Genomic DNA, 17,709 nt, shown 5'->3' on the forward strand with positions numbered 1-17,709 from the left:
AGAGCGGGTGGGCGTTCGCACGGTTGAAGGCGTTCTCATGAATGGCGGAACGCAGTCCGGTAAGCGGAAGGGCTGCAGCCGGAATTGTTCTTGAAAGCGCGGCTGAACGTATGCAGATTCGGATACCCGAGCGCTTCGGACATCTCCTGCATCGACAGCTGGGAATATTTCAGCAGGTTCTTCGCCTGCTCCATCCGCATTTGCTGATGGTATTGAATCGGCGTCTGGTCGAAGGCTTGCCGGAAAAGACCGATCAGATACCGTTTGTTCATATGAAAATGGGCGGACATTTCGTCCAGCGTAACGGTCCGGTCTGCGTGCTGATTCAAATATTCCTTCATATTCATCAGCTGCGTGACACGATCAGGCTGATCGTAGCCCGCATGCCAATGCGATTCGCGAAATAACGTTACGAGCAGATCGAGCATGAGTCCTTTCAACCTCAGATCCGCGTACGGTGCCTGTGCACGGAATTCGTGAATGATCGTAAACAGCAGCTTCTCGAATGTTTTGGGTGAGCGAAGCCGAATGCGGTTAGGCAGCTGCAGCTCGGGCCCCGACAACAGATCCTGCCGAAACCACCCCAGCTCGGTTTGATCCATCTCTTCCTCAGGCTTGAAGGATACCGGTATCAAGCGGCTGTCCGGGGCTTCGATTATATCGAAATGGACATGGGGCTGCTCGACCGGAGCCTGTCCCACAACGCTGATCGAATGCCGCTGCTTCGGTTTGAACAGGAAGACATCGCCTTCCGCGCCGCGGTAAACGGCATCCTCGACCGTCACTTCCAGCTCGCCCTGCTTCACGTATAAAAGTTCATAATCCCATATGGCTCTGTCGGGGATATAAGCGTTCAATTGCAGCCAATGATCCATGGCAACGCGAACGTATGGCGACAAATGGCGGAGCAAATCCATCCCTCTTTTTTCGTTCAAGTGATTAAAAATTGATAAATGAAACCTTATTCGCGGTATGGCTTCATTGTATTCGTATGACCTGTGAAAAGAAAGAACCACTTCCAAAAATGTGCCGAAAAAAAGTGAACTTTTGCTAAATTAATCAAACTGATTGCTAAATCCAAACGGATGGAAACCTTCTATACTGGCTACAGGAAGAAGGACAACCACATACGGGAGGGCACAAGATGACAGCGTTTAACGGAATTGGGATGGGACTCGGTAATTTGGCCAGACTATCGGATGCGAAGACGCGTTCGATATCGCCTGAGAATTTCACGGGTGAGAAGGGAAAAGGCGGCATGGCCACGGAAGGGACAGGCCTGTCCGCATCGGGTAATCTCGGTCAAGGCTGGAAAATATCGCCTTCGGTCTCGCTTCAGGCGAATGCTTCCTTCACCATGGCGGAAATCGACGGTCCCGGCGTCATTCAGCATATTTGGCTGACTTGCCACACGGATTCATGGCGCCATCTGATCCTGAATATCTATTGGGACGATGAAGAATCACCGTCCGTCCGCGTACCGGTGGGGGATTTCTTCTGCAACGGCTGGTGCGAGCGGAGCTTGGTCAATTCGATGCCGGTATCGGTTAATCCCGCGAACGGATTTAACAGCTATTGGGAAATGCCTTTCCGCCAAAAAGCCAAAGTCGTTATGGAAAATGTCAGCGACCATAACCATACCCTGTATTATCAAATCGACTACACCTTGACGGAAGTACCGGCCGATATGGCTTATTTCCATGCACAATGGCGCCGCAGCAATCCGCTCAAGTATAAAGAAGTGCATACGATCGTGGACGGCATCAAAGGAAAAGGGCATTATGTCGGTACTTACATTGCCTGGCAGGTAAACAGCAACAATTGGTTTGGCGAGGGCGAAGTGAAGTTCTATATGGATGGCGACGGCGAGTTCCCTACGATCTGCGGGACGGGAACGGAGGATTATTTCGGCGGTGCCTGGAACTGGGATATGAGCGGCCAATACGTTACTTATTCTACCCCGTTCCTCGGCATGCATCAGCATATCAAGCCGGACGGTCTGTATAAAGCCAATCAAAGGTTCGGCATGTACCGGTGGCACATTATGGATCCAATCCGGTTCGAAGAGGATCTTCGGGTTACAATCCAGGCGCTTGGCTGGAGGTCGCATGGCAAGTATTTGCCGCTGCAGGACGATATCGCCTCGGTGGCATTCTGGTACCAGTCCGAGCCGCACCAAGCCCATCCTGCGCTCCCGGATGCATACGGTCTTGAAGTCATATAGAACAGTCTGATTCGTATTAGCTAGTAAACTGTACGGCACGGCAACAAGGCATGCGTTCTTATGTACAGACAAAAGAGCAGCTCCGTTCTCCTCGTGAGGGCGGGGCTGCTCTTGCTCTATTTTCATGAAAAGCATCGTGTGTGCATTCTATTCATCATATTCGTTCTGGTCGTGATTCCGGTCACTGTTCTGATCATTGGATGCATCCGCTTGATTGTCTGCCGCCGGTTTCGATGGTTTCTGGACCGTCTCCGGAGCAGCCTGCTCATCGGCCGTTTTCTCTGCGGCTTGTCCGTTTCCTGTAATGACCCGGCGTGCCGTCGTATAATGGTCGCTCCACCATCCGGTGTTCATATCGGTTATCGTTACGCCGGGCTTCCCGTACGTATGAATCACTTTGCCGTTACCCATATAGACGCCGACATGGTGAATCGGCGAATAGAAGAAAACGAGATCGCCCGGCTGCAGCTGATCTTTCGGTACATAGGTTCCGACCGTCGACTGCTCCTTTGACGAACGAGGCAGGTCGATTCCGTTTTGTTTGAATACATATTGTGTGAACGAAGAACAGTCGAATTGGTCCGTCCGCCCTGTTTTGGCTCCGAAATGATACGGAACCCCCAGGAACTGCTGCCCGTCCTTCAGGATGCTGTCCGCGACTGTGCCGGATGCAGCTGCGGCATGGGCCGCTTGTGGTGTCACCAGCATGCTTCCAGATATGAAGACGGAAAGACTTATCGTGACGCCCGCAACTAATTTTCCAATACGCTTTGTGTTTATCATTTCGGTCTGTTCCCTCCATTTGCTTGTTAGAATGGCTAAGGCGATTACCCGAAATCAATATAACACATCAAACACCGCCTAATACTTGCTAAGACCGAACCAACGTAAGGCGTGGCGTGCTCTGCGGTAAAATTATTAGAACTTGCTTAGAATAAAAGGTCTGTTTTTACTTGACAGCTGCTTTCGCGGTACAGATGAAACCTTCCCAATAGCAAAGGCTTGACGGTAATCGGGGGATGTGAACAAAAAAACCGGGGCCCTCTTTCGAGAGCCCCTTTTCATGGGAGAGGAGAAACCGGACGAAGAGCTTATGGGGAAACGTAAGTCTTCTCCGCGGTTGTCTACGGCACCTCGCGATGCCGATATGATAAGGATTGCCAGATCGCGGCTATTTATACATGGGTGCGAAAAGATCCTTATTCGGCCTTCGGGGCCGCCGGTTTCAATCCTGCTGGACATGCAGGCTCCGGCGGGTCTATGATTGCGTAAAGGAGTGATGCGTTGGCGGCGCGGCGATGCACCTGCAAACGCTTCATTCTTCGTGAATGGGTGCATGGTAAGTTAAACTACGGAACATTGGAGGATGATCAGTCATGAAAATTGTGATATTAGATGGATATACGCTCAATCCGGGCGATTTGTCATGGGAACCCTTGAAGGCGCTCGGAGACGTCACCGTACACGATCGGTCGTCAGGAGACGAGATTTTGGAACGGTCGTCCGGAGCGGACGTGCTGCTGACGAACAAGACGCCGCTTAACGCGGAAACGATCCGGCAGCTCCCCGGGTTGAAATACATCGGCGTGCTGGCGACAGGCTATAACGTCGTGGATACGCAAGCGGCTGCCGAGCAGGGTATCGTAGTAACCAATATTCCGGATTACAGCACGCACTCGGTCGCGCAGCTCGTGTTCGCTCTTTTGCTGGAACAGTGCAATCACGTGGCTGCTCACAATGCAGCCGTTCATGCCGGCCGCTGGTCGGCCGGACCGGATTTTACCTTTACGCTGCATCCGCTGCTCGAGCTCGCGGACAAAACGATGGGGATATTCGGTTATGGCCAGATCGGCCAACAGGTGGCCAGATTGGCGCTTGCTTTCGGCATGAAGGTAATCGTTCATACCCGCACCGAGAAGCGCGTCGAGGGGCTGGAAGAGGTTCGGTTCGTTTCAGAGGATGCGCTGTTTGCCGAATCGGACGTCATCTCCCTTCATAGCCCGCTGACGAAGGAGACCTCCGGCATCGTCAACAAGCGTACGCTTGGCTTGATGAAGCCGACTGCATTTCTCATTAATACGGCAAGGGGCGGCCACGTCGTCGAGCATGATTTGGCCGATGCATTGAAGGGAGGAAGGATTGCAGGCGCTGCGCTGGATGTCTTGTCGGCGGAGCCGCCTGCGGCAGATCATCCGCTCATTGGAGCGCCCAATTGTATCATTACGCCTCATATCGCATGGGAGACGGTCGAGGCGCGCCAACGGTTAATGGAAATTGCCGCTTCCAATTTGCGGTCGTTCCAAGACGGAGAAGCCGTCAACCGGGTAAACTGAGCCGGCTGCCGCGCGCTGCCAAAATACCTGAAGGAGATGCGGGGAATGAGGGGATTCGTCATCATCATCGGATTCGACGGTTTGGGTTGGCTGCTGCATGAGGGAGCGGGCGTACCGCTCCCTTCGCATGTATTGGGGCTGCTGCTGCTGACGCTGGCGCTGTTCACGCGCCTTATTAAGCTGGAATGGGTGGAAACGGCTGCGACGGTGCTAACCCGTCATATGATGTTATTTTTCGTGCCGCTCCTGGCGGGAGTATCTGTATTTATCCCTATGCTCAGCACGGCTTGGCCTGCTATTGCAGTCAGCCTTATTGCAGGCACCTCAGCAGTCACGCTGCTTACGGGCCTGGCGATGCGTCTTCTCATTGGCGGACATAAGGAGGTAAAGGCTTCGCATGAGCAGCAGCACTCTGTTTTCTAACCCGCTCTTCGGTACGACGGTGACCGTACTTGCTTACGCGCTTTCGGTTAAGCTTCATGCCAAGGTTCGATGGCTGCATCCCTTGCTGTCGGCGCCGCTTCTGGTTTACCTTGTGTTACTGGCCGGTTCCATTGACTATGAAGCTTACAATGCCGGAGGAAGTATCGTCACCTTCTTCCTTGGACCGGCAACGGTGGCATTGGCGGTGCCCTTATACAAACAAGCGATGCGGCTAAGACCTATGCTTCGCAAGCTGCTGGCCGGCGCGTTAATCGGCAGTGTGCTGGGCATTGCGATCAATGCCCTCTGCGTGATTGCGATGGGCGGATCGAAAGCGCTGCTGCTCGCTGTCCTGCCGAAATCCGTTACCGCTCCCGTAGCGGCGGATTTGGCTAATTGGCTTGGAGGCTCGCCGGAGCTTGCTGCGGCATTGACCGTGTTGACGGGGTTGATCGGAAGCATCGCGGGTCCTCCGCTGCTGCGTCTGGCGCGGGTGGACGATTACGTTGCTTCATCCATTGCCATCGGCGCTTCGTCGCACGGGATCGGTTCGGCCAAGCTGCTCGCGGATTCGGAAGAAAAGGGCGGGATCAGCAGCTTCTCGATGGCGGCATGCGCCATCTTTACCCCTTTGCTGCTCGTGCCGGTCAATTGGTTTATTTTGTAGCGGGCCTGAAGCTTTTTTATCTTCTCTTAAGGTTTTGCCTGTTCGCTTCTGATATAGTGACTGCATACAGATAGACAAGCTTGTTGGCAATTACATTTCGGAAGGGAGTTTTTTAGTTGAACGAGAAAGACGAGCAGCAGAAGGATTTAGAACTTAATAAAGCAGGGGGCAATAAAGAAGAGACGAAAGCGCCGGATAATCTGCCAGGTGCGAATGAAGTGGCCGCTTCGCAAGAAGAGCCGGCCGCCAGGGAAGAGAATTTGGATTCCCCGGCATATACCGGAACTGAAACGGATGACGATCGTGCGGCTGAAGACGATAAGGTTGAGAATAACGGCGCGGCTGCGCTTGAGTCCGGGACCGTCCCGTCAGAACCCGCTGCAACGGGCGGCAAGAGCGGTAAAGGATGGATGATCGCAAGCATCGTTCTGGCTGTCCTGCTTGCGGCTGCACTTATTAAACCGCCGTTCGGCGGAAGCAACGAGGTCGTCGCACAGGTGAACGGCGTTGATATTAAGAAGGATCAGCTGTTTGATTCCATGGTCGAGCTCGGCGGCGATTCGATTCTTGAGAACCTGATCAACGAGGAATTGATTAACCAGGAAGCGAAGAAAGCCGGCATTACCGTTACGGATGAGGATATTAATAAAGAAATCGATACGCTTAAGAAGAACTTTCCGTCCGAGGAAGAATTCAACGCGGCTTTGATGCAATCGAATATGACGATTGACGATCTGAAGGAGCAGATGCCGATTCAGATTCAAATGCGCAAGCTGCTGGAGCCGAAGGCGAAGGAGAGCGTGACCGACGAGCAGGTAAAACAATATTTTGACGAGAACAAATCGATGTACGATACCGAGGAACAAGTTCGCGCATCCCACATCTTGGTAGAGACCAAGGAAGAAGCGGAAGCGATTATGAAGCAGCTGAATGAGGGGGCGGACTTCGCCGCGCTGGCGAAGGAAAAATCGATTGATCCCGGTTCGAAGGATGCCGGGGGCGATCTTAATTTCTTCCCTAAAGGAGCGATGGAGGAGCCTTTCGAGAAGGCAGCCTTCGCGCTGAAGTCCGCTGGCGAGCTCAGCCCGATCGTGCAGACAAGCCATGGCTTCCATATCATTAAATTTACGGAGCACAAAGCAGCGGCAGCCGCGAAATTTGAGGATCATAAAGCGGAGATTCAAGAGTCGTTGATCAACAGCAAAATCGGCGAGCTGTCCCAAACCTGGATGGCCGATCTGAAAGCGAATGCCAAGATTACGAATCATCTTAAAAAAGATACCGAAGCTGATGCGGACGGTGGAGCGAACACCAATCCAGCAGCAGGCTAATCGCGAATAGAACCGGCCGGGGGAGCACCTCGGACCGGTTCTTTTATTACGATATCATTCCCTTCTGCCCTTCATCCCCGCTTGAAGAGGCTTCTTGCGATGAACAGAACGTTGGCCGGCCGTTCGGCCAATCGTCTGACGAAATAAGGATACCAGCTGCGGCCGAAGGGAACGTAGCTTCTTACGGTGTACCCTTCGCGCGCCAGCGCCGCTTGCAGCGGCGTCCGTATCCCGTACAGCATTTGGAATTCGAAGGCGGTTCGCGGTATGTTATGCGTCCTTGTGTACGATTTGACCCAGCGGATGATTTCCTCGTCATGTGTCGCGATAGCCGTATAAACCCCGCTGTCAAGCCGCGTTCGGATTAGATGTCGCATGTTCGCGTCGACCTTGCGCTTCGAAGGTATGGCGATGCTGGGCGGCTCCTTGTAGGCGCCCTTGACCAGGCGCAGATTGATCCCTTCCGCCGATAAGGCTCTTACATCCTGACGGCTTCGGTATAGGCAGGCTTGAATGACCGTTCCGATATTCTTGTATCCTTCCGCCTTTAATGTACGCACAATGCGGAGGGTTGCATCCGTCCAAGGGCTGTCTTCCATATCCAGCCGGACGAACAAGCCGAGGCAGGCGGCTTCCTTCGTAACCTTGCGAATACTGGCCAGGCAGCTGTCTTCATTAATGGCCAGACCGAATTGGGTCGGCTTTAACGAGATATTGCCATCGATGCCCGAGGCACGGATAGCTTGGAGGAGATCGAGGTAAGCGAGCTCGCAGCCCTTCGCCTCTTCGAGACTGCTGACGCTTTCGCCCAAGTAATCGAGCGTTACGGTTACGCCTTGTTGATTGATTCGCTTGGCCTGCTCGATGGCCGCTTCCATTGTTTCGCCAGCGACGAACCGGCTTGCGCCAAGCTTCATTCCGTACCGCTCGGAGAACTTTCTTGCCACGCGGTTACCTGCCAAACCAAGCAGAGCAGATCGGAACAGCCGCGTTCCGACATCCATATGATCACGCTCCTTCATCTGCAGCTTTGCCTTAAGGCCAGGCGAACAAGCTTCTGACAAAAACCGCCATCCTTTTATATATAGGCGGCGATATCCGGACTCATGACTAGGTTCCCGTTCAGGCCAACCCTGTTGAAAGTTTATTGTTCACTATGCATGGCCCAATCTATTGAAAAGGCAGGGGAGCGGAAGGGATGCTGTCGTATGCTTTAACTAGGGCGGACAAGTGTGGTAATATATCAGCAGTTGAATGCCAGAGAGGGGTCAGCACGGTGAGAGTCATAGCAGGGACGGCCAAAGGCCGTGCTCTTAAGCCGGTGCCGGGCATGAACACGCGGCCGACGACGGACAAGGTGAAGGAAGCGATCTTCAGTATGATCGGTCCTTATTTTGACGGCGGCCGGGCGCTTGATTTATTTGCCGGGACCGGAGGCTTGGGAATTGAAGCGTTGAGCCGCGGTATCGGACATGCGGTATTCGTGGATTTGGAGCGTCAGAGCATTGAGGTTATCAAGCGGAATGTTGAAGCCGCAAGGGTTGCCGAGCGGGCGGAAATTTACCGGAATGAGGCTGGAAGGGCGCTGAAGGTGCTGGAGAAGCGGGGAACGGCGTTTTCGCTCGTTTTTCTCGATCCCCCTTACAAGATGAAGGACATGGATGCTTTCATGCAGGAGCTCGCAGAGCGGGGGCTGCTGGAAGCCGGCGGAACAGTTGTCATCGAGCATGACGCCGAGCATGTATATCCCGTAACAGCAGGAGCATTCGAACAAACGAAGCACGCCCTTTATGGGGACACGGCGGTTTCGATCTACCGCTACTTCCCTTCCGAAGAAGGCGGCAGCACGCAAACGGAGGAGTAAACACACATGCAATTATCGGACAAGCAGCGCAAAGGGGAGCGAATCGCTGTATATCCAGGCAGCTTCGACCCCGTCACGTTCGGCCATCTTGATATTATCCATCGCGCCGCGAAGCAGTTCGATCATTTGATTGTCGCGGTATTGAACAATTCCAGTAAAAATCCGCTGTTCTCGGTCGAAGAACGCAAGGAGCTGCTTACGGCGGTAACGCGCGATTTACCGAATGTGTCCATTGACAGCTTCCGCGATCTGCTGGTCCGCTTCATGCGTTCCCGCAATGCCCAAGTAATCGTCAGAGGCATCCGTTCCGTGACGGATTTCGAATATGAACTTCAGCTTGCCTCAACCAACCATCAGCTGGATGACGGGATCGAAACGATCTTTATGATGACGAACCCGAAATATTCGTATTTGAGCTCCAGTATCGTCAAAGAAATCGCACACTTCCAAGGGAACGTGAAGGATTTGGTGCCGCCGGAAGTCGACCGCGCCATGTCGTTGAAATATACACAGCGCAAGTAATCATTCAGCGTCCGTACGGACGGTCTCGTCTGGCGGCGCCTGCCGAAATCAGGCAAAGCAGGACAAGGATACCCGCGAACGTTAGCAGCGCAACCGGCATGTGGGGCCAGATGTCCGGCAATTCGGAAACCCGCCACGGTCCGGTTCTCTTCTCATGCGAGCCGTTCTGAAGCATAGCAGGGGACGAGTCGATTACTGCACCTGCATATTTGACGATCAGGTTTGTCACGGTAAGCGACAGAATGAATGCGAGTATAGCTTGCAGCAGACGATGGACAGCCAATCTCCAAACGGACAGATCGGTGCCCCCGAGTGCGCTTCCGGCTTGCAGCAGCGAGCTTAAGCCGCCCCAGCTCAAGATGGCGGTTATGGCCGCTATATTCCACGGTTGACCGCCGGGGATCTGTGCAGTCGCTGCCGAGAAGGCGCCGATATGGCTCTCGAGCAGACCGGTGAGAAGAGGGGCAGGTATAGCGTTATTCAGCAGAGTTTCAACGAGACCTGCAATAACGGCGCACATCATCATAAACCCGCCAATTGCCATCAGCTTCGCAACCGATACGGTGACGGCATCGCCAAGCGTCTTGCCGAACGAACGCCCGTCCCGATTCCTTGCATCTGCCATCGCAGCTGCCGCACGGCGGAATAATCCCGTATGCCGCGGCTGCTCTTCCGCCATCTGCGGCTGCTCGCGGCTGAAGCGGGCAAGCACGAGAGACGACAGCAGCCCGGTCAGCCACACCGTGCCTGCAATGGCGAGACCCAGCTCCGGGCGATTCAGGAAACCGGCGCCGACAACGACGATAATAAAGAGGGGACTTGGCATATGAGCCATCTCGAGCAAGCGTTGTCCTTCACTCCGCGTAAGGAGTCCTGTCTTCCGAAGCGCGGCAGCCGATTCCGCACCGGCGGGGAACCCGCCTGTCCAGCCTAAGACCAGGGCAAAGCCGGCTTCGCCCGGCAGGCGGAACAGACGCCGCATAAGGGGATGGAGCAGCGTTCCCAAGGCGTGAACCGCGCCGAATGCGAGCATCAGCTCAAGCATCGTCAGAAAGGGAAGCAGGCCTGGAAAGACGATGTTCCACCAGACAGTAAGCCCTTGTAAAGACGCTTGGAACGCTTCTGAGGGCCTGTAGATGATGGCCGTTACAAGCATAAGGGACAGAGCGGCGAACGTTATCGTACGCAGCATATCATTATCAACTCCAGTGCTGGTTAATAGGGCGATGCCGCATCAGCACTACATTGTACGCTTGTCTTGACTGGGATAGACCACTATTTGCGAAGGCGGTGACCGGCATGAACAAGCAGCGGAAGCTGAGGAAGCTGCCTGCTGGAATAGGCGGGATGTGGAAGTGGCCGGTCTGCGCAGCGATTATTATGACGCTGCTGCTATATGTCCCGACCCCCTTTGCTGCATATGAGCCGGGGATCGCCATCTCGACCAAGCCGCTCGTGCAGGCGGTAGCGCCCGATTCCCCGGGGGAAGGGACGTTTCTTCTGACGACGGTGAAGCTGACCTATGCTAACTTCTGGATGGCGATCCGGTCGGCATGGGATCATAATATCGAACTATTCATGAAAAAGGATTTGCTGAAGGGAAAGACTGCGGGCGAGTACCAGCAGCGGTTATCCGTCGTAATGCTCGGCTCCCAAACCGATGCGCTTGAAGCCGCCTACCGCAAAGCGGGGATCCCCTACAAGATCGCGCCTTATGCGCTTGTCGTCAGCGAAGCCGGCCCAGGCGGCAATGCCGCCGGAAGCAGAGGGCTTCTTACGGGTGACGAGCTAATCGAAGTAGGAGGGGTAGCGGCAGGTAGCATGTCAGAGCTTATCGAATCGCTTGATGGATTGAAACCCGGTCAAGAGATCGATGCTTCCGTCGTCAGGAATGGCAAGCAGGTGACGGTGCATATTAGACCGCAGCAACCGGCGGACATGGCGGGAAGCGCTGCCGATCAAGCGGCCGCGGCTCTTGGCGTGAAGCAGTTAACCGAGCTGCGCCACGTCGTGCCCGACGATTCGACGCGTTCGGTTGCCATCGATGCCGAGGGCATCGGCGGACCGTCGGCAGGGCTGATGTTTGCTCTGCAAGCACTGGATGAGCTAACCTCGGGCGATTTAACCGGCGGCTACAAGGTAGCCGGAACAGGAACAATCGATCCCGAAGGCAGGGTTGGGGCGATCGGAGGCGTTGGACATAAGGTGGTAGCAGCCGACCGGGCAGGAGCGGAGCTGTTTCTCGTTCCCGAACGGAATGCCGCCGAGGCTGCCGGCAAGGCGCGTGAAATAGGCAGTGAAATCAAGGTTATTCCTGTCGCCACGCTTGATGACGGGGTTCTGGCCTTGAAACGGACGTAATGAATCCTTTATTTTCTGCATGAATTGCAAATGATAACGGGAAGCAAGGCTGCCAAGTACGAACGGCTTTGATTGAGCATCCGGCCGCATAAACGGATGATCGTAAGGGCTCCTTGCCGCCAAACATGAACTTGCTGCGTGAAAATGTTGACAAAACGATTCAAACGTCGATATAATAAACTTTGTTTGTTTGGAGTGATCTTATGGAGATTCATATTCAAGAACTGGCATCCAAGGGAACGAAAACTTCGATCCGTAAGAGCTTGAACGCCGGATGGCTGCAAGAGGTTCGCAAGGATATTCTGCATGTGGGCCCGATGGAGGTAGAACTCGAGGCATCGGGACAGAATGGCATCGTTCATCTTGACGGCGAGTTCTCGCTCGATATTGAGATGGCCTGCTCTCGTTGTCTGGAGCCGGTTAAACAGCACATTGCCGTTCCGTTTCATGAACGCTTCAAGCCTGCCAACACCCGCAGCGGCGAGGCAGCCGAAGAAGATGAAGTGATCGTTGTCGAAGAGGACAAGTTGGATCTGGAACCGCTCATCGAAGAGTCGATGATGCTTTCCCTGCCATTTGTTCCGCTTTGCGGTGAAGACTGCAAGGGGCTATGCCATACTTGCGGCGCCAACTTAAACGAAACGGATTGCGGCTGCACGCAGGATCGCATCGATCCGCGGCTTGCCGCATTGAAAGATTTATTCAAGGAATCGTAAGAAGCAGCTTGGATCCGAATTCTGTGAAGGAGGTGGGAAATATGGCAGTACCACAACGAAGAACATCCAAAACCCGTCGTGACAAACGCCGCACGCACTTCAAACTGGCGGTGCCGGGTATGGTGAAATGCGAGCAATGCGGAGAGTTGAAATTGGCTCACCGGGTATGCAAAGTGTGCGGAGTTTATAAATCAAGAGAGATTATTAAACAATAGTTTCTTTCGTTTCTTGTGCAGCGCCTCACCACTCGGTGGGGCGCTTTTTTTTATGAAGGCGGAGGGCGTATCCGTCAGTAAAAATCACACATGTCATTGATTCCGGCTGTTATCTCTTATATACTGTTAGTACCTGGTGATAATAGCTGCTGGTAAAAGAATCGGTTTTAAGCCGACTGTCAGCAGCAAGCTCATCTTCGGATCATGCTGCCACCAATCGGCTTAGGATGCGATGAATTGCAGCTGCAATTATGACAAAGATTATATGACAAAGGTTGTGCGGACCATCGAACGCGTTCCGAAACGTCAGCGGCATCAGCAGCTTTCCCGGCTAATCGAAGAAAATCCGTTCATGACGGACCGGGAGCTCACGCGGCAGCTTAAAGTAAGTATACAGACAGTTAGATTGGACCGGTTGGAGCTTGGCATTCCCGAGCTTCGCGAGAGGATGAAGCTGATGGCGGAACGGTCTTACGACTCCGTCCGTTCATTGCCGCTGCACGAAGTGATCGGCGACATCGTTGATCTTCAACTTGACCGAAGCGGAATTTCGGTATTTGAAATACGGGAAGAGCATGTATTTTCTAGAACGGGTATCGCCCGCGGACACCATATATTCGCGCAAGCGAATTCGCTCGCCGTAGCGGTTATTAACGACGAGATCGCGTTAACCGCCGCGGCCGACATTCGTTTCGTCCGTTCGGTCAAGCTTGGCGAGAAATGCATCGCCAAAGCTTACCTGAGATCGATCTCGGGCGAACGAAGCAAAGCGAAGGTGGAGGTTTTCACATACGTTGGCGATGAGATGGTTTTTCAAGGGCATTTCATCATCTATCGATCCGCGGGAGAACCGATCATCGAGGGAGGGAACGAACGTGCGGATCGCAATTGATGCAATGGGTGGCGATCATGCTCCCGAGCAGATCGTTCATGGCGTGCTGGAAGCGGCGGCGGAATGGCCGGATACGCAGCTGCTGCTGGTGGGGGACACGGCGCAAATCGAATCCCACCTGAACGGCAAGAAACCGGCCAATTTGACGGTCGTTCATGCGGACGACGTTATTAGTCCGGACGACGAGCCGGTCAGAGCAGTCAGACGCAAGAAAGGCGCATCGATGGTCGTTGCCGGCAAGCTCGTGCATGACGGCGAGGCTCAGGCGATGATTTCCGCAGGCAATACGGGCGCACTCATGACGACCGGGCTGCTCGTCGTCGGCCGCATAGACGGCATCGAACGGCCGGCGCTGGCCCCTATGCTGCCGACAATGGACGATGTCGGCGTTCTGGCTTTGGATCTTGGCGCCAATATGGACGCCAAGCCGGAGCATTTGCTTCAATACGCTATTATGGGGAGCATTTATCGCTCCCAGGTACATGGATTGAAACAGCCGCGCGTCGGGCTTCTGAACGTCGGCACCGAAGCAATGAAAGGCAATGAGCTGACCAAAGCGGCCTTCGAGCTGATGCAGTCCGCTCCGATCCATTTTATCGGTAACGTTGAAGCTCGTGATGTCCTGATTCGGAATTGCGATATCCTGGTATGCGACGGCTTCGCAGGCAATATTATGCTGAAGGCGATGGAAGGCACGGCAAGCGCCTTGATGCGGGAGGTGCGCAATGCGCTGACGAGCAGCTGGATCACGAAGCTGGCCGCGCTGACCGTGCGTCCGAAGCTGCAGCAGCTGCGCGCGAAGATGGATTATAAGGAGCACGGGGCGGCCCCGCTGCTCGGTGTTAACGGACTTGTGCTCAAATGTCACGGTTCCTCGGACAGCAAGGCGGTCAAGAATGCGATCGGCAGAGCCCGAACGGCTGTACAGAACCGTCTCGTAGAGTCAATTGCAACGGAATTCAGCAGGAAGTGAGAGTGTCATATGCAATTACATCCCGTAGGTATTCTCGGAACCGGTAAATATGTCCCGGACCGCATCTTAACGAACCGCGAGCTGGAGCAGATGGTGGAGACGAACAACGAATGGATCGTGACGCGAACCGGCATTCGCGAGCGCCGGCTCGCGGCGGACGATCAAGCGACGTCGGATCTCGCTTACTATGCAGCCGAAAAAGCACTTATTGCAGCGAATGTAGCTGCCGAAGATTTGGATTTGATCATCGTTGCAACCATTACGCCGGATAAGTTTTTTCCATCGACCGCCTGCATCCTTCAGGATAAATTAGGAGCGAAGAAAGCGGCGGCATTCGATTTGTCTGCAGCCTGCTCCGGCTTTATCTATGGGCTTGCCACAGCCTCCAGCATGATTGCTTCGGGCATGTACAAACATGTACTCGTCGTTGGAGCGGAAACCTTATCGCGGGTAACGGATTATACGGATCGCAACACTTGCATCCTGTTCGGTGACGGAGCCGGCGCGGTTGTGCTCGGCCAAGTGCCGGAGGGCCGCGGATTCAAGTCGTTCGAGCTGGGCGCCGACGGAGCAGGAGGCGACTTGCTCTGCATTAACGGCGGCGGCTCACGCTTGCCTTCGACCGAACAAAGCGTCGCCGATAAGAAGCACTTCATTCACATGGCCGGAAGCGAAGTATTCAAATTCGCCGTACGGATTATGGGCGGAGCCGCGGAAGAAGCGCTGCGGAAAGCCGGTATGGATAAGAGCGAAATTGATTTGCTGGTTCCTCATCAAGCTAATATTCGCATCATTCAATCGGCGCTTAACCGGCTTGATCTTCCGGAAGACAAGTGCATGATCAATTTGGACCGGTACGGCAATGTATCTGCCGCTTCCATACCGATCGCGCTTGCCGAGGCGGTGGAGCAAGGCCGCGTGAACGAAGGCGACCGGGTCGTGCTTGTCGGCTTCGGCGGAGGCTTGACTTGGGGCGCAGCCGTATTGGTTTGGTAAAGGATTTGCATTGCAATAAGGTTAGGTTGGGAGTTGTTCGATAATGGGCAAATTGGCGTTTGTTTTTCCCGGTCAAGGCGCGCAAGCGGTCGGGATGGGGAAAGACGCATATGATTCGATTGAAGCTTCACGTGACATATTTACGCGTGCCGATGATGCGCTCGGCTTCAAGCTGAGCGATATTATCTTCGACGGTCCGGAAGATACGCTGAAGCAGACGGCTTATACGCAGCCTGCGCTTCTTACCGTCAGCATCGCTCTGCTGGAGGCGTTCCGCAGCAGCGGAATGAAACCTGATTATGTAGCAGGCCACAGCCTCGGGGAATACAGCGCGCTTGTGGCGGCAGAAGTGCTGACGTTCGAAGACGCGGTGCGTACGGTGCGCGCCCGCGGTGAGTTTATGGAGCAGGCCGTGCCGGGCGGGGAGGGCGCCATGGCGGCGGTTCTCGGTTTAGAGCGCGAAGCGCTTGCCGGATTATGCGCCTCGGTCACATCGGAGATTGGCGTCGTCGAGCTTGCGAACGTAAACTGTCCCGGTCAGATTGTCGTGTCTGGTTCGGCCAAGGGCGTTCAGGGCGTTGTGGAGCGGGGCAAAGAAGCCGGCGCCAAACGGGTGATCCCGCTGGAAGTAAGCGGACCGTTCCATTCCTCGCTTATGAAGCCGGCCGCAGAGCGCCTTGAAGGGGTGCTTGCGGAGGTTGCATTATCCGATGCAGCCGTGAAAGTGATCGCCAACGTGACGGCCAAGCCGGTAACGGAAGCTGCGGAGATCCGCCGGCTGCTCGCCGAGCAGGTCTATTCGCCGGTACTGTGGGAAGATAGTATCCGTTACTTGATCGGAGAGGGAGTCGACACCTTCGTGGAAATCGGCTCGGGCACGGTTCTCGCCGGACTGATCAAGAAGATTGATAAGAGCGTCAGCGTAATTTCGATCAACAGCTTATCCGCTCTCGAAGCGGCAGCAGCGGAATAATACAGCGACAGCCGATCATGGGCAGGCAAGATGCCGAAGGATACAGCTCCTCGGTTTCAATAATGGATAACGAGAGGGGGAATTTCGGTGTTTGGATCCTTAGCAGGAAAAACAGCGCTTGTGACGGGGGCGTCCCGCGGAATCGGTCGCGCGATTGCGGTAGCGCTGGCAGAAGCCGGAGCGGATGTCGCGATCAATTATGCGGGAAGCGAGGCTGCAGCGGCTGAAACCGCACAAGCGGTCGAGGCGCTTGGCCGCCGTGCGATCGTGCTCCAGGCGAACGTCGGCAAGGCGGACGAGTTCGAGTCGATGGTGAAGCAGGTCGTCGATACGTTCGGTACGATCGACATTCTGGTGAACAATGCCGGCATTACGCGTGACAATCTCATCATGCGCATGAAGGAAGAAGAGTTCGATCAAGTGATCGAGACGAACTTGAAAGGCGTGTTTAACGGAATCAAAGCCGTTACCCGGCCGATGATGAAACAGCGCTCCGGCCGCATTATTAACATTTCATCCGTTGTAGGGGCTCTGGGCAATCCCGGTCAGGCGAATTACGTAGCGGCGAAAGCCGGCGTCATCGGATTGACCAAAGCAGCCGCCCGTGAACTCGCTTCGCGGAGCATTACCGTCAATTGTGTCGCGCCGGGATTCATCGAGACCGACATGACGGACAAGCTGCCTGAGGAAATGCGGGCGAAGCTTGTGGGTGACATCCCGCTTGCCCGTCTGGGTTCTCCGGAGGATATTGCCAATGCCGTCCGGTTCCTTGCCTCCGATGCAGCGTCGTACATGACCGGGCAGACCGTGCATGTCGATGGCGGTATGTATATGTAATTTCAGGCTCCGTCCTGTGCTTGAACACTTGTATTTATGGGCTTTATGTCTATAGATTACGATGGCTGCGGATGTATGGCAATTTGTCCGCGATTCTCGTATAATACCTTAGGAGGAGGTGAACCGGATGTCCGATGTTTTGGAACGTGTTAAGCGCATCGTAGTGGACCGCCTTGGCGTGGAAGAATCTGAGGTTACGATCGAAGCGTCGTTTAAAGACGACCTTGGTGCAGATTCTCTCGATGTCGTCGAACTCGTCATGGAGCTTGAAGACGAATTCGATTTGGAGATCTCTGATGAAGATGCAGAGAAAATTACAAGTGTGGGAGAAGTAGTTAATTACATACAATCTCATACCTAAGGAGGACAAGTCCCGTTTACC

General features: G+C 54.4%; 19 protein-coding genes and 1 pseudogene. 16 read left to right on the plus strand and 4 right to left on the minus strand.

Going from position 1 to position 17,709, the window contains the following annotated elements; translation table 11 throughout:
- Nucleotides 1-35: 35 nt before the first annotated feature.
- Entirely contained in the window at nucleotides 36-911 is an 876-nt protein-coding gene (locus L1F29_RS11785) for an AraC family transcriptional regulator (protein ID WP_258388501.1), read from the minus strand.
- A gap of 233 nt (nucleotides 912-1,144) precedes the next feature.
- Here L1F29_RS11785 and L1F29_RS11790 point away from each other — a divergent pair, with 233 nt between their 5' ends.
- Nucleotides 1,145-2,224: a glycoside hydrolase family 172 protein gene (locus L1F29_RS11790; protein WP_258388502.1), complete on the plus strand. Its 1,080-nt coding sequence runs from the start codon at nucleotides 1,145-1,147 to the stop codon at nucleotides 2,222-2,224.
- Between the two features lie 303 nt (nucleotides 2,225-2,527).
- On the opposite strand, the pseudogene L1F29_RS11795 reads toward L1F29_RS11790, so the two are convergent.
- Nucleotides 2,528-3,007: pseudogene (locus L1F29_RS11795) on the minus strand (C40 family peptidase); the annotation flags it as partial.
- Nucleotides 3,008-3,600: 593 nt separating this feature from the next.
- Between L1F29_RS11795 and L1F29_RS11800 the strand changes: the two are divergent.
- From L1F29_RS11800 to L1F29_RS11815, 4 genes are all read left to right on the plus strand, one after another.
- A complete protein-coding gene (locus tag L1F29_RS11800; protein WP_258388503.1) occupies nucleotides 3,601-4,557 on the plus strand; it encodes a D-2-hydroxyacid dehydrogenase in 957 nt (318 codons plus the stop codon).
- A gap of 45 nt (nucleotides 4,558-4,602) precedes the next feature.
- The gene (locus L1F29_RS11805) at nucleotides 4,603-4,980 is read left to right on the plus strand and encodes a CidA/LrgA family protein (RefSeq protein WP_258388504.1); all 378 of its coding nucleotides are present in this window, start codon (nucleotides 4,603-4,605) and stop codon (nucleotides 4,978-4,980) included.
- Entirely contained in the window at nucleotides 4,955-5,647 is a 693-nt protein-coding gene (locus L1F29_RS11810) for an LrgB family protein (protein WP_258388505.1), read from the plus strand. Before L1F29_RS11805 ends, L1F29_RS11810 begins: the two co-directional genes overlap by 26 nt.
- Before the next feature lie 116 nt (nucleotides 5,648-5,763).
- Nucleotides 5,764-6,978 carry a peptidylprolyl isomerase gene (locus tag L1F29_RS11815; protein ID WP_258388506.1) on the plus strand — a complete coding sequence of 405 codons (1,215 nt, stop codon included), beginning with the start codon at nucleotides 5,764-5,766 and terminating at the stop codon, nucleotides 6,976-6,978.
- Nucleotides 6,979-7,049: 71 nt separating this feature from the next.
- On the opposite strand, the gene L1F29_RS11820 is transcribed toward L1F29_RS11815, so the two are convergent.
- Nucleotides 7,050-7,982 (minus strand): proline dehydrogenase family protein, encoded by a 933-nt coding sequence (locus L1F29_RS11820; protein WP_258388507.1) that lies wholly within the window; start codon nucleotides 7,980-7,982, stop codon nucleotides 7,050-7,052.
- 272 nt (nucleotides 7,983-8,254) lie between these two features.
- Here L1F29_RS11820 and rsmD point away from each other — a divergent pair, with 272 nt between their 5' ends.
- Nucleotides 8,255-8,842: a 16S rRNA (guanine(966)-N(2))-methyltransferase RsmD gene (gene rsmD, locus L1F29_RS11825; RefSeq protein ID WP_258388508.1), complete on the plus strand. Its 588-nt coding sequence runs from the start codon at nucleotides 8,255-8,257 to the stop codon at nucleotides 8,840-8,842.
- A gap of 6 nt (nucleotides 8,843-8,848) precedes the next feature.
- A complete protein-coding gene (gene coaD, locus L1F29_RS11830) occupies nucleotides 8,849-9,364 on the plus strand; it encodes a pantetheine-phosphate adenylyltransferase (RefSeq protein ID WP_258388509.1) in 516 nt (171 codons plus the stop codon).
- 4 nt (nucleotides 9,365-9,368) lie between these two features.
- Here coaD and L1F29_RS11835 read toward each other — a convergent pair whose 3' ends face one another.
- A complete protein-coding gene (locus tag L1F29_RS11835; protein ID WP_258388510.1) occupies nucleotides 9,369-10,556 on the minus strand; it encodes a nucleoside recognition domain-containing protein in 1,188 nt (395 codons plus the stop codon).
- 107 nt (nucleotides 10,557-10,663) lie between these two features.
- Between L1F29_RS11835 and L1F29_RS11840 the strand changes: the two genes are divergently transcribed.
- The 9 genes from L1F29_RS11840 (at nucleotide 10,664) to acpP (ending at nucleotide 17,688) form a co-directional block, all read left to right on the plus strand.
- Nucleotides 10,664-11,725 (plus strand): YlbL family protein, encoded by a 1,062-nt coding sequence (locus L1F29_RS11840; RefSeq protein ID WP_258388511.1) that lies wholly within the window; start codon nucleotides 10,664-10,666, stop codon nucleotides 11,723-11,725.
- 203 nt (nucleotides 11,726-11,928) lie between these two features.
- A complete protein-coding gene (locus L1F29_RS11845) occupies nucleotides 11,929-12,441 on the plus strand; it encodes a YceD family protein (RefSeq protein WP_258388512.1) in 513 nt (170 codons plus the stop codon).
- 41 nt (nucleotides 12,442-12,482) lie between these two features.
- Nucleotides 12,483-12,656, plus strand: a complete 174-nt coding sequence (gene rpmF / locus L1F29_RS11850; protein WP_258388513.1) for a 50S ribosomal protein L32 — start codon at nucleotides 12,483-12,485, stop codon at nucleotides 12,654-12,656.
- A 265-nt stretch (nucleotides 12,657-12,921) separates the two neighbouring features.
- The gene (gene fapR, locus L1F29_RS11855) at nucleotides 12,922-13,548 is read left to right on the plus strand and encodes a transcription factor FapR (protein WP_258388514.1); all 627 of its coding nucleotides are present in this window, start codon (nucleotides 12,922-12,924) and stop codon (nucleotides 13,546-13,548) included.
- The gene (gene plsX / locus L1F29_RS11860; protein WP_258388515.1) at nucleotides 13,532-14,521 is read left to right on the plus strand and encodes a phosphate acyltransferase PlsX; all 990 of its coding nucleotides are present in this window, start codon (nucleotides 13,532-13,534) and stop codon (nucleotides 14,519-14,521) included. Before fapR ends, plsX begins: the two co-directional genes overlap by 17 nt.
- Before the next feature lie 9 nt (nucleotides 14,522-14,530).
- Nucleotides 14,531-15,517, plus strand: a complete 987-nt coding sequence (locus L1F29_RS11865) for a beta-ketoacyl-ACP synthase III (RefSeq protein WP_258388516.1) — start codon at nucleotides 14,531-14,533, stop codon at nucleotides 15,515-15,517.
- Between the two features lie 43 nt (nucleotides 15,518-15,560).
- Nucleotides 15,561-16,490, plus strand: coding sequence for an ACP S-malonyltransferase (gene fabD, locus L1F29_RS11870; protein ID WP_258388517.1), 930 nt, complete (start codon nucleotides 15,561-15,563; stop codon nucleotides 16,488-16,490).
- An 87-nt stretch (nucleotides 16,491-16,577) separates the two neighbouring features.
- Nucleotides 16,578-17,327 (plus strand): 3-oxoacyl-[acyl-carrier-protein] reductase, encoded by a 750-nt coding sequence (gene fabG / locus L1F29_RS11875; protein ID WP_258388518.1) that lies wholly within the window; start codon nucleotides 16,578-16,580, stop codon nucleotides 17,325-17,327.
- Nucleotides 17,328-17,454: 127 nt separating this feature from the next.
- Nucleotides 17,455-17,688, plus strand: a complete 234-nt coding sequence (gene acpP / locus L1F29_RS11880; RefSeq protein WP_204816220.1) for an acyl carrier protein — start codon at nucleotides 17,455-17,457, stop codon at nucleotides 17,686-17,688.
- Nucleotides 17,689-17,709: the final 21 nt, after the last annotated feature.

The sequence above is a fragment of the Paenibacillus spongiae genome, assembly GCF_024734895.1.
GTDB classification, from domain to species: Bacteria; Bacillota; Bacilli; order Paenibacillales; family Paenibacillaceae; genus Paenibacillus_Z; species Paenibacillus_Z spongiae.

What these genes read in the sequence shown, in the direction of transcription:
- acpP (WP_204816220.1), top strand. Translation starts at nt 17,455, where the DNA reads ATGTCCGATGTTTTGGAACGTGTTAAGCGCATCGTAGTGGACCGCCTT.
- L1F29_RS11865 (WP_258388516.1), top strand. Translation starts at nt 14,531, where the DNA reads ATGCAATTACATCCCGTAGGTATTCTCGGAACCGGTAAATATGTCCCG.
- fapR (WP_258388514.1), top strand. Translation starts at nt 12,922, where the DNA reads ATGACAAAGGTTGTGCGGACCATCGAACGCGTTCCGAAACGTCAGCGG.
- L1F29_RS11840 (WP_258388511.1), top strand. Translation starts at nt 10,664, where the DNA reads ATGAACAAGCAGCGGAAGCTGAGGAAGCTGCCTGCTGGAATAGGCGGG.
- L1F29_RS11800 (WP_258388503.1), top strand. Translation starts at nt 3,601, where the DNA reads ATGAAAATTGTGATATTAGATGGATATACGCTCAATCCGGGCGATTTG.
- L1F29_RS11835 (WP_258388510.1), bottom strand. Translation starts at nt 10,556, where the DNA reads ATGCTGCGTACGATAACGTTCGCCGCTCTGTCCCTTATGCTTGTAACG.
- L1F29_RS11820 (WP_258388507.1), bottom strand. Translation starts at nt 7,982, where the DNA reads ATGGATGTCGGAACGCGGCTGTTCCGATCTGCTCTGCTTGGTTTGGCA.
- fabD (WP_258388517.1), top strand. Translation starts at nt 15,561, where the DNA reads ATGGGCAAATTGGCGTTTGTTTTTCCCGGTCAAGGCGCGCAAGCGGTC.
- L1F29_RS11810 (WP_258388505.1), top strand. Translation starts at nt 4,955, where the DNA reads ATGAGCAGCAGCACTCTGTTTTCTAACCCGCTCTTCGGTACGACGGTG.
- L1F29_RS11790 (WP_258388502.1), top strand. Translation starts at nt 1,145, where the DNA reads ATGACAGCGTTTAACGGAATTGGGATGGGACTCGGTAATTTGGCCAGA.
- L1F29_RS11805 (WP_258388504.1), top strand. Translation starts at nt 4,603, where the DNA reads ATGAGGGGATTCGTCATCATCATCGGATTCGACGGTTTGGGTTGGCTG.
- coaD (WP_258388509.1), top strand. Translation starts at nt 8,849, where the DNA reads ATGCAATTATCGGACAAGCAGCGCAAAGGGGAGCGAATCGCTGTATAT.
- L1F29_RS11845 (WP_258388512.1), top strand. Translation starts at nt 11,929, where the DNA reads ATGGAGATTCATATTCAAGAACTGGCATCCAAGGGAACGAAAACTTCG.
- rpmF (WP_258388513.1), top strand. Translation starts at nt 12,483, where the DNA reads ATGGCAGTACCACAACGAAGAACATCCAAAACCCGTCGTGACAAACGC.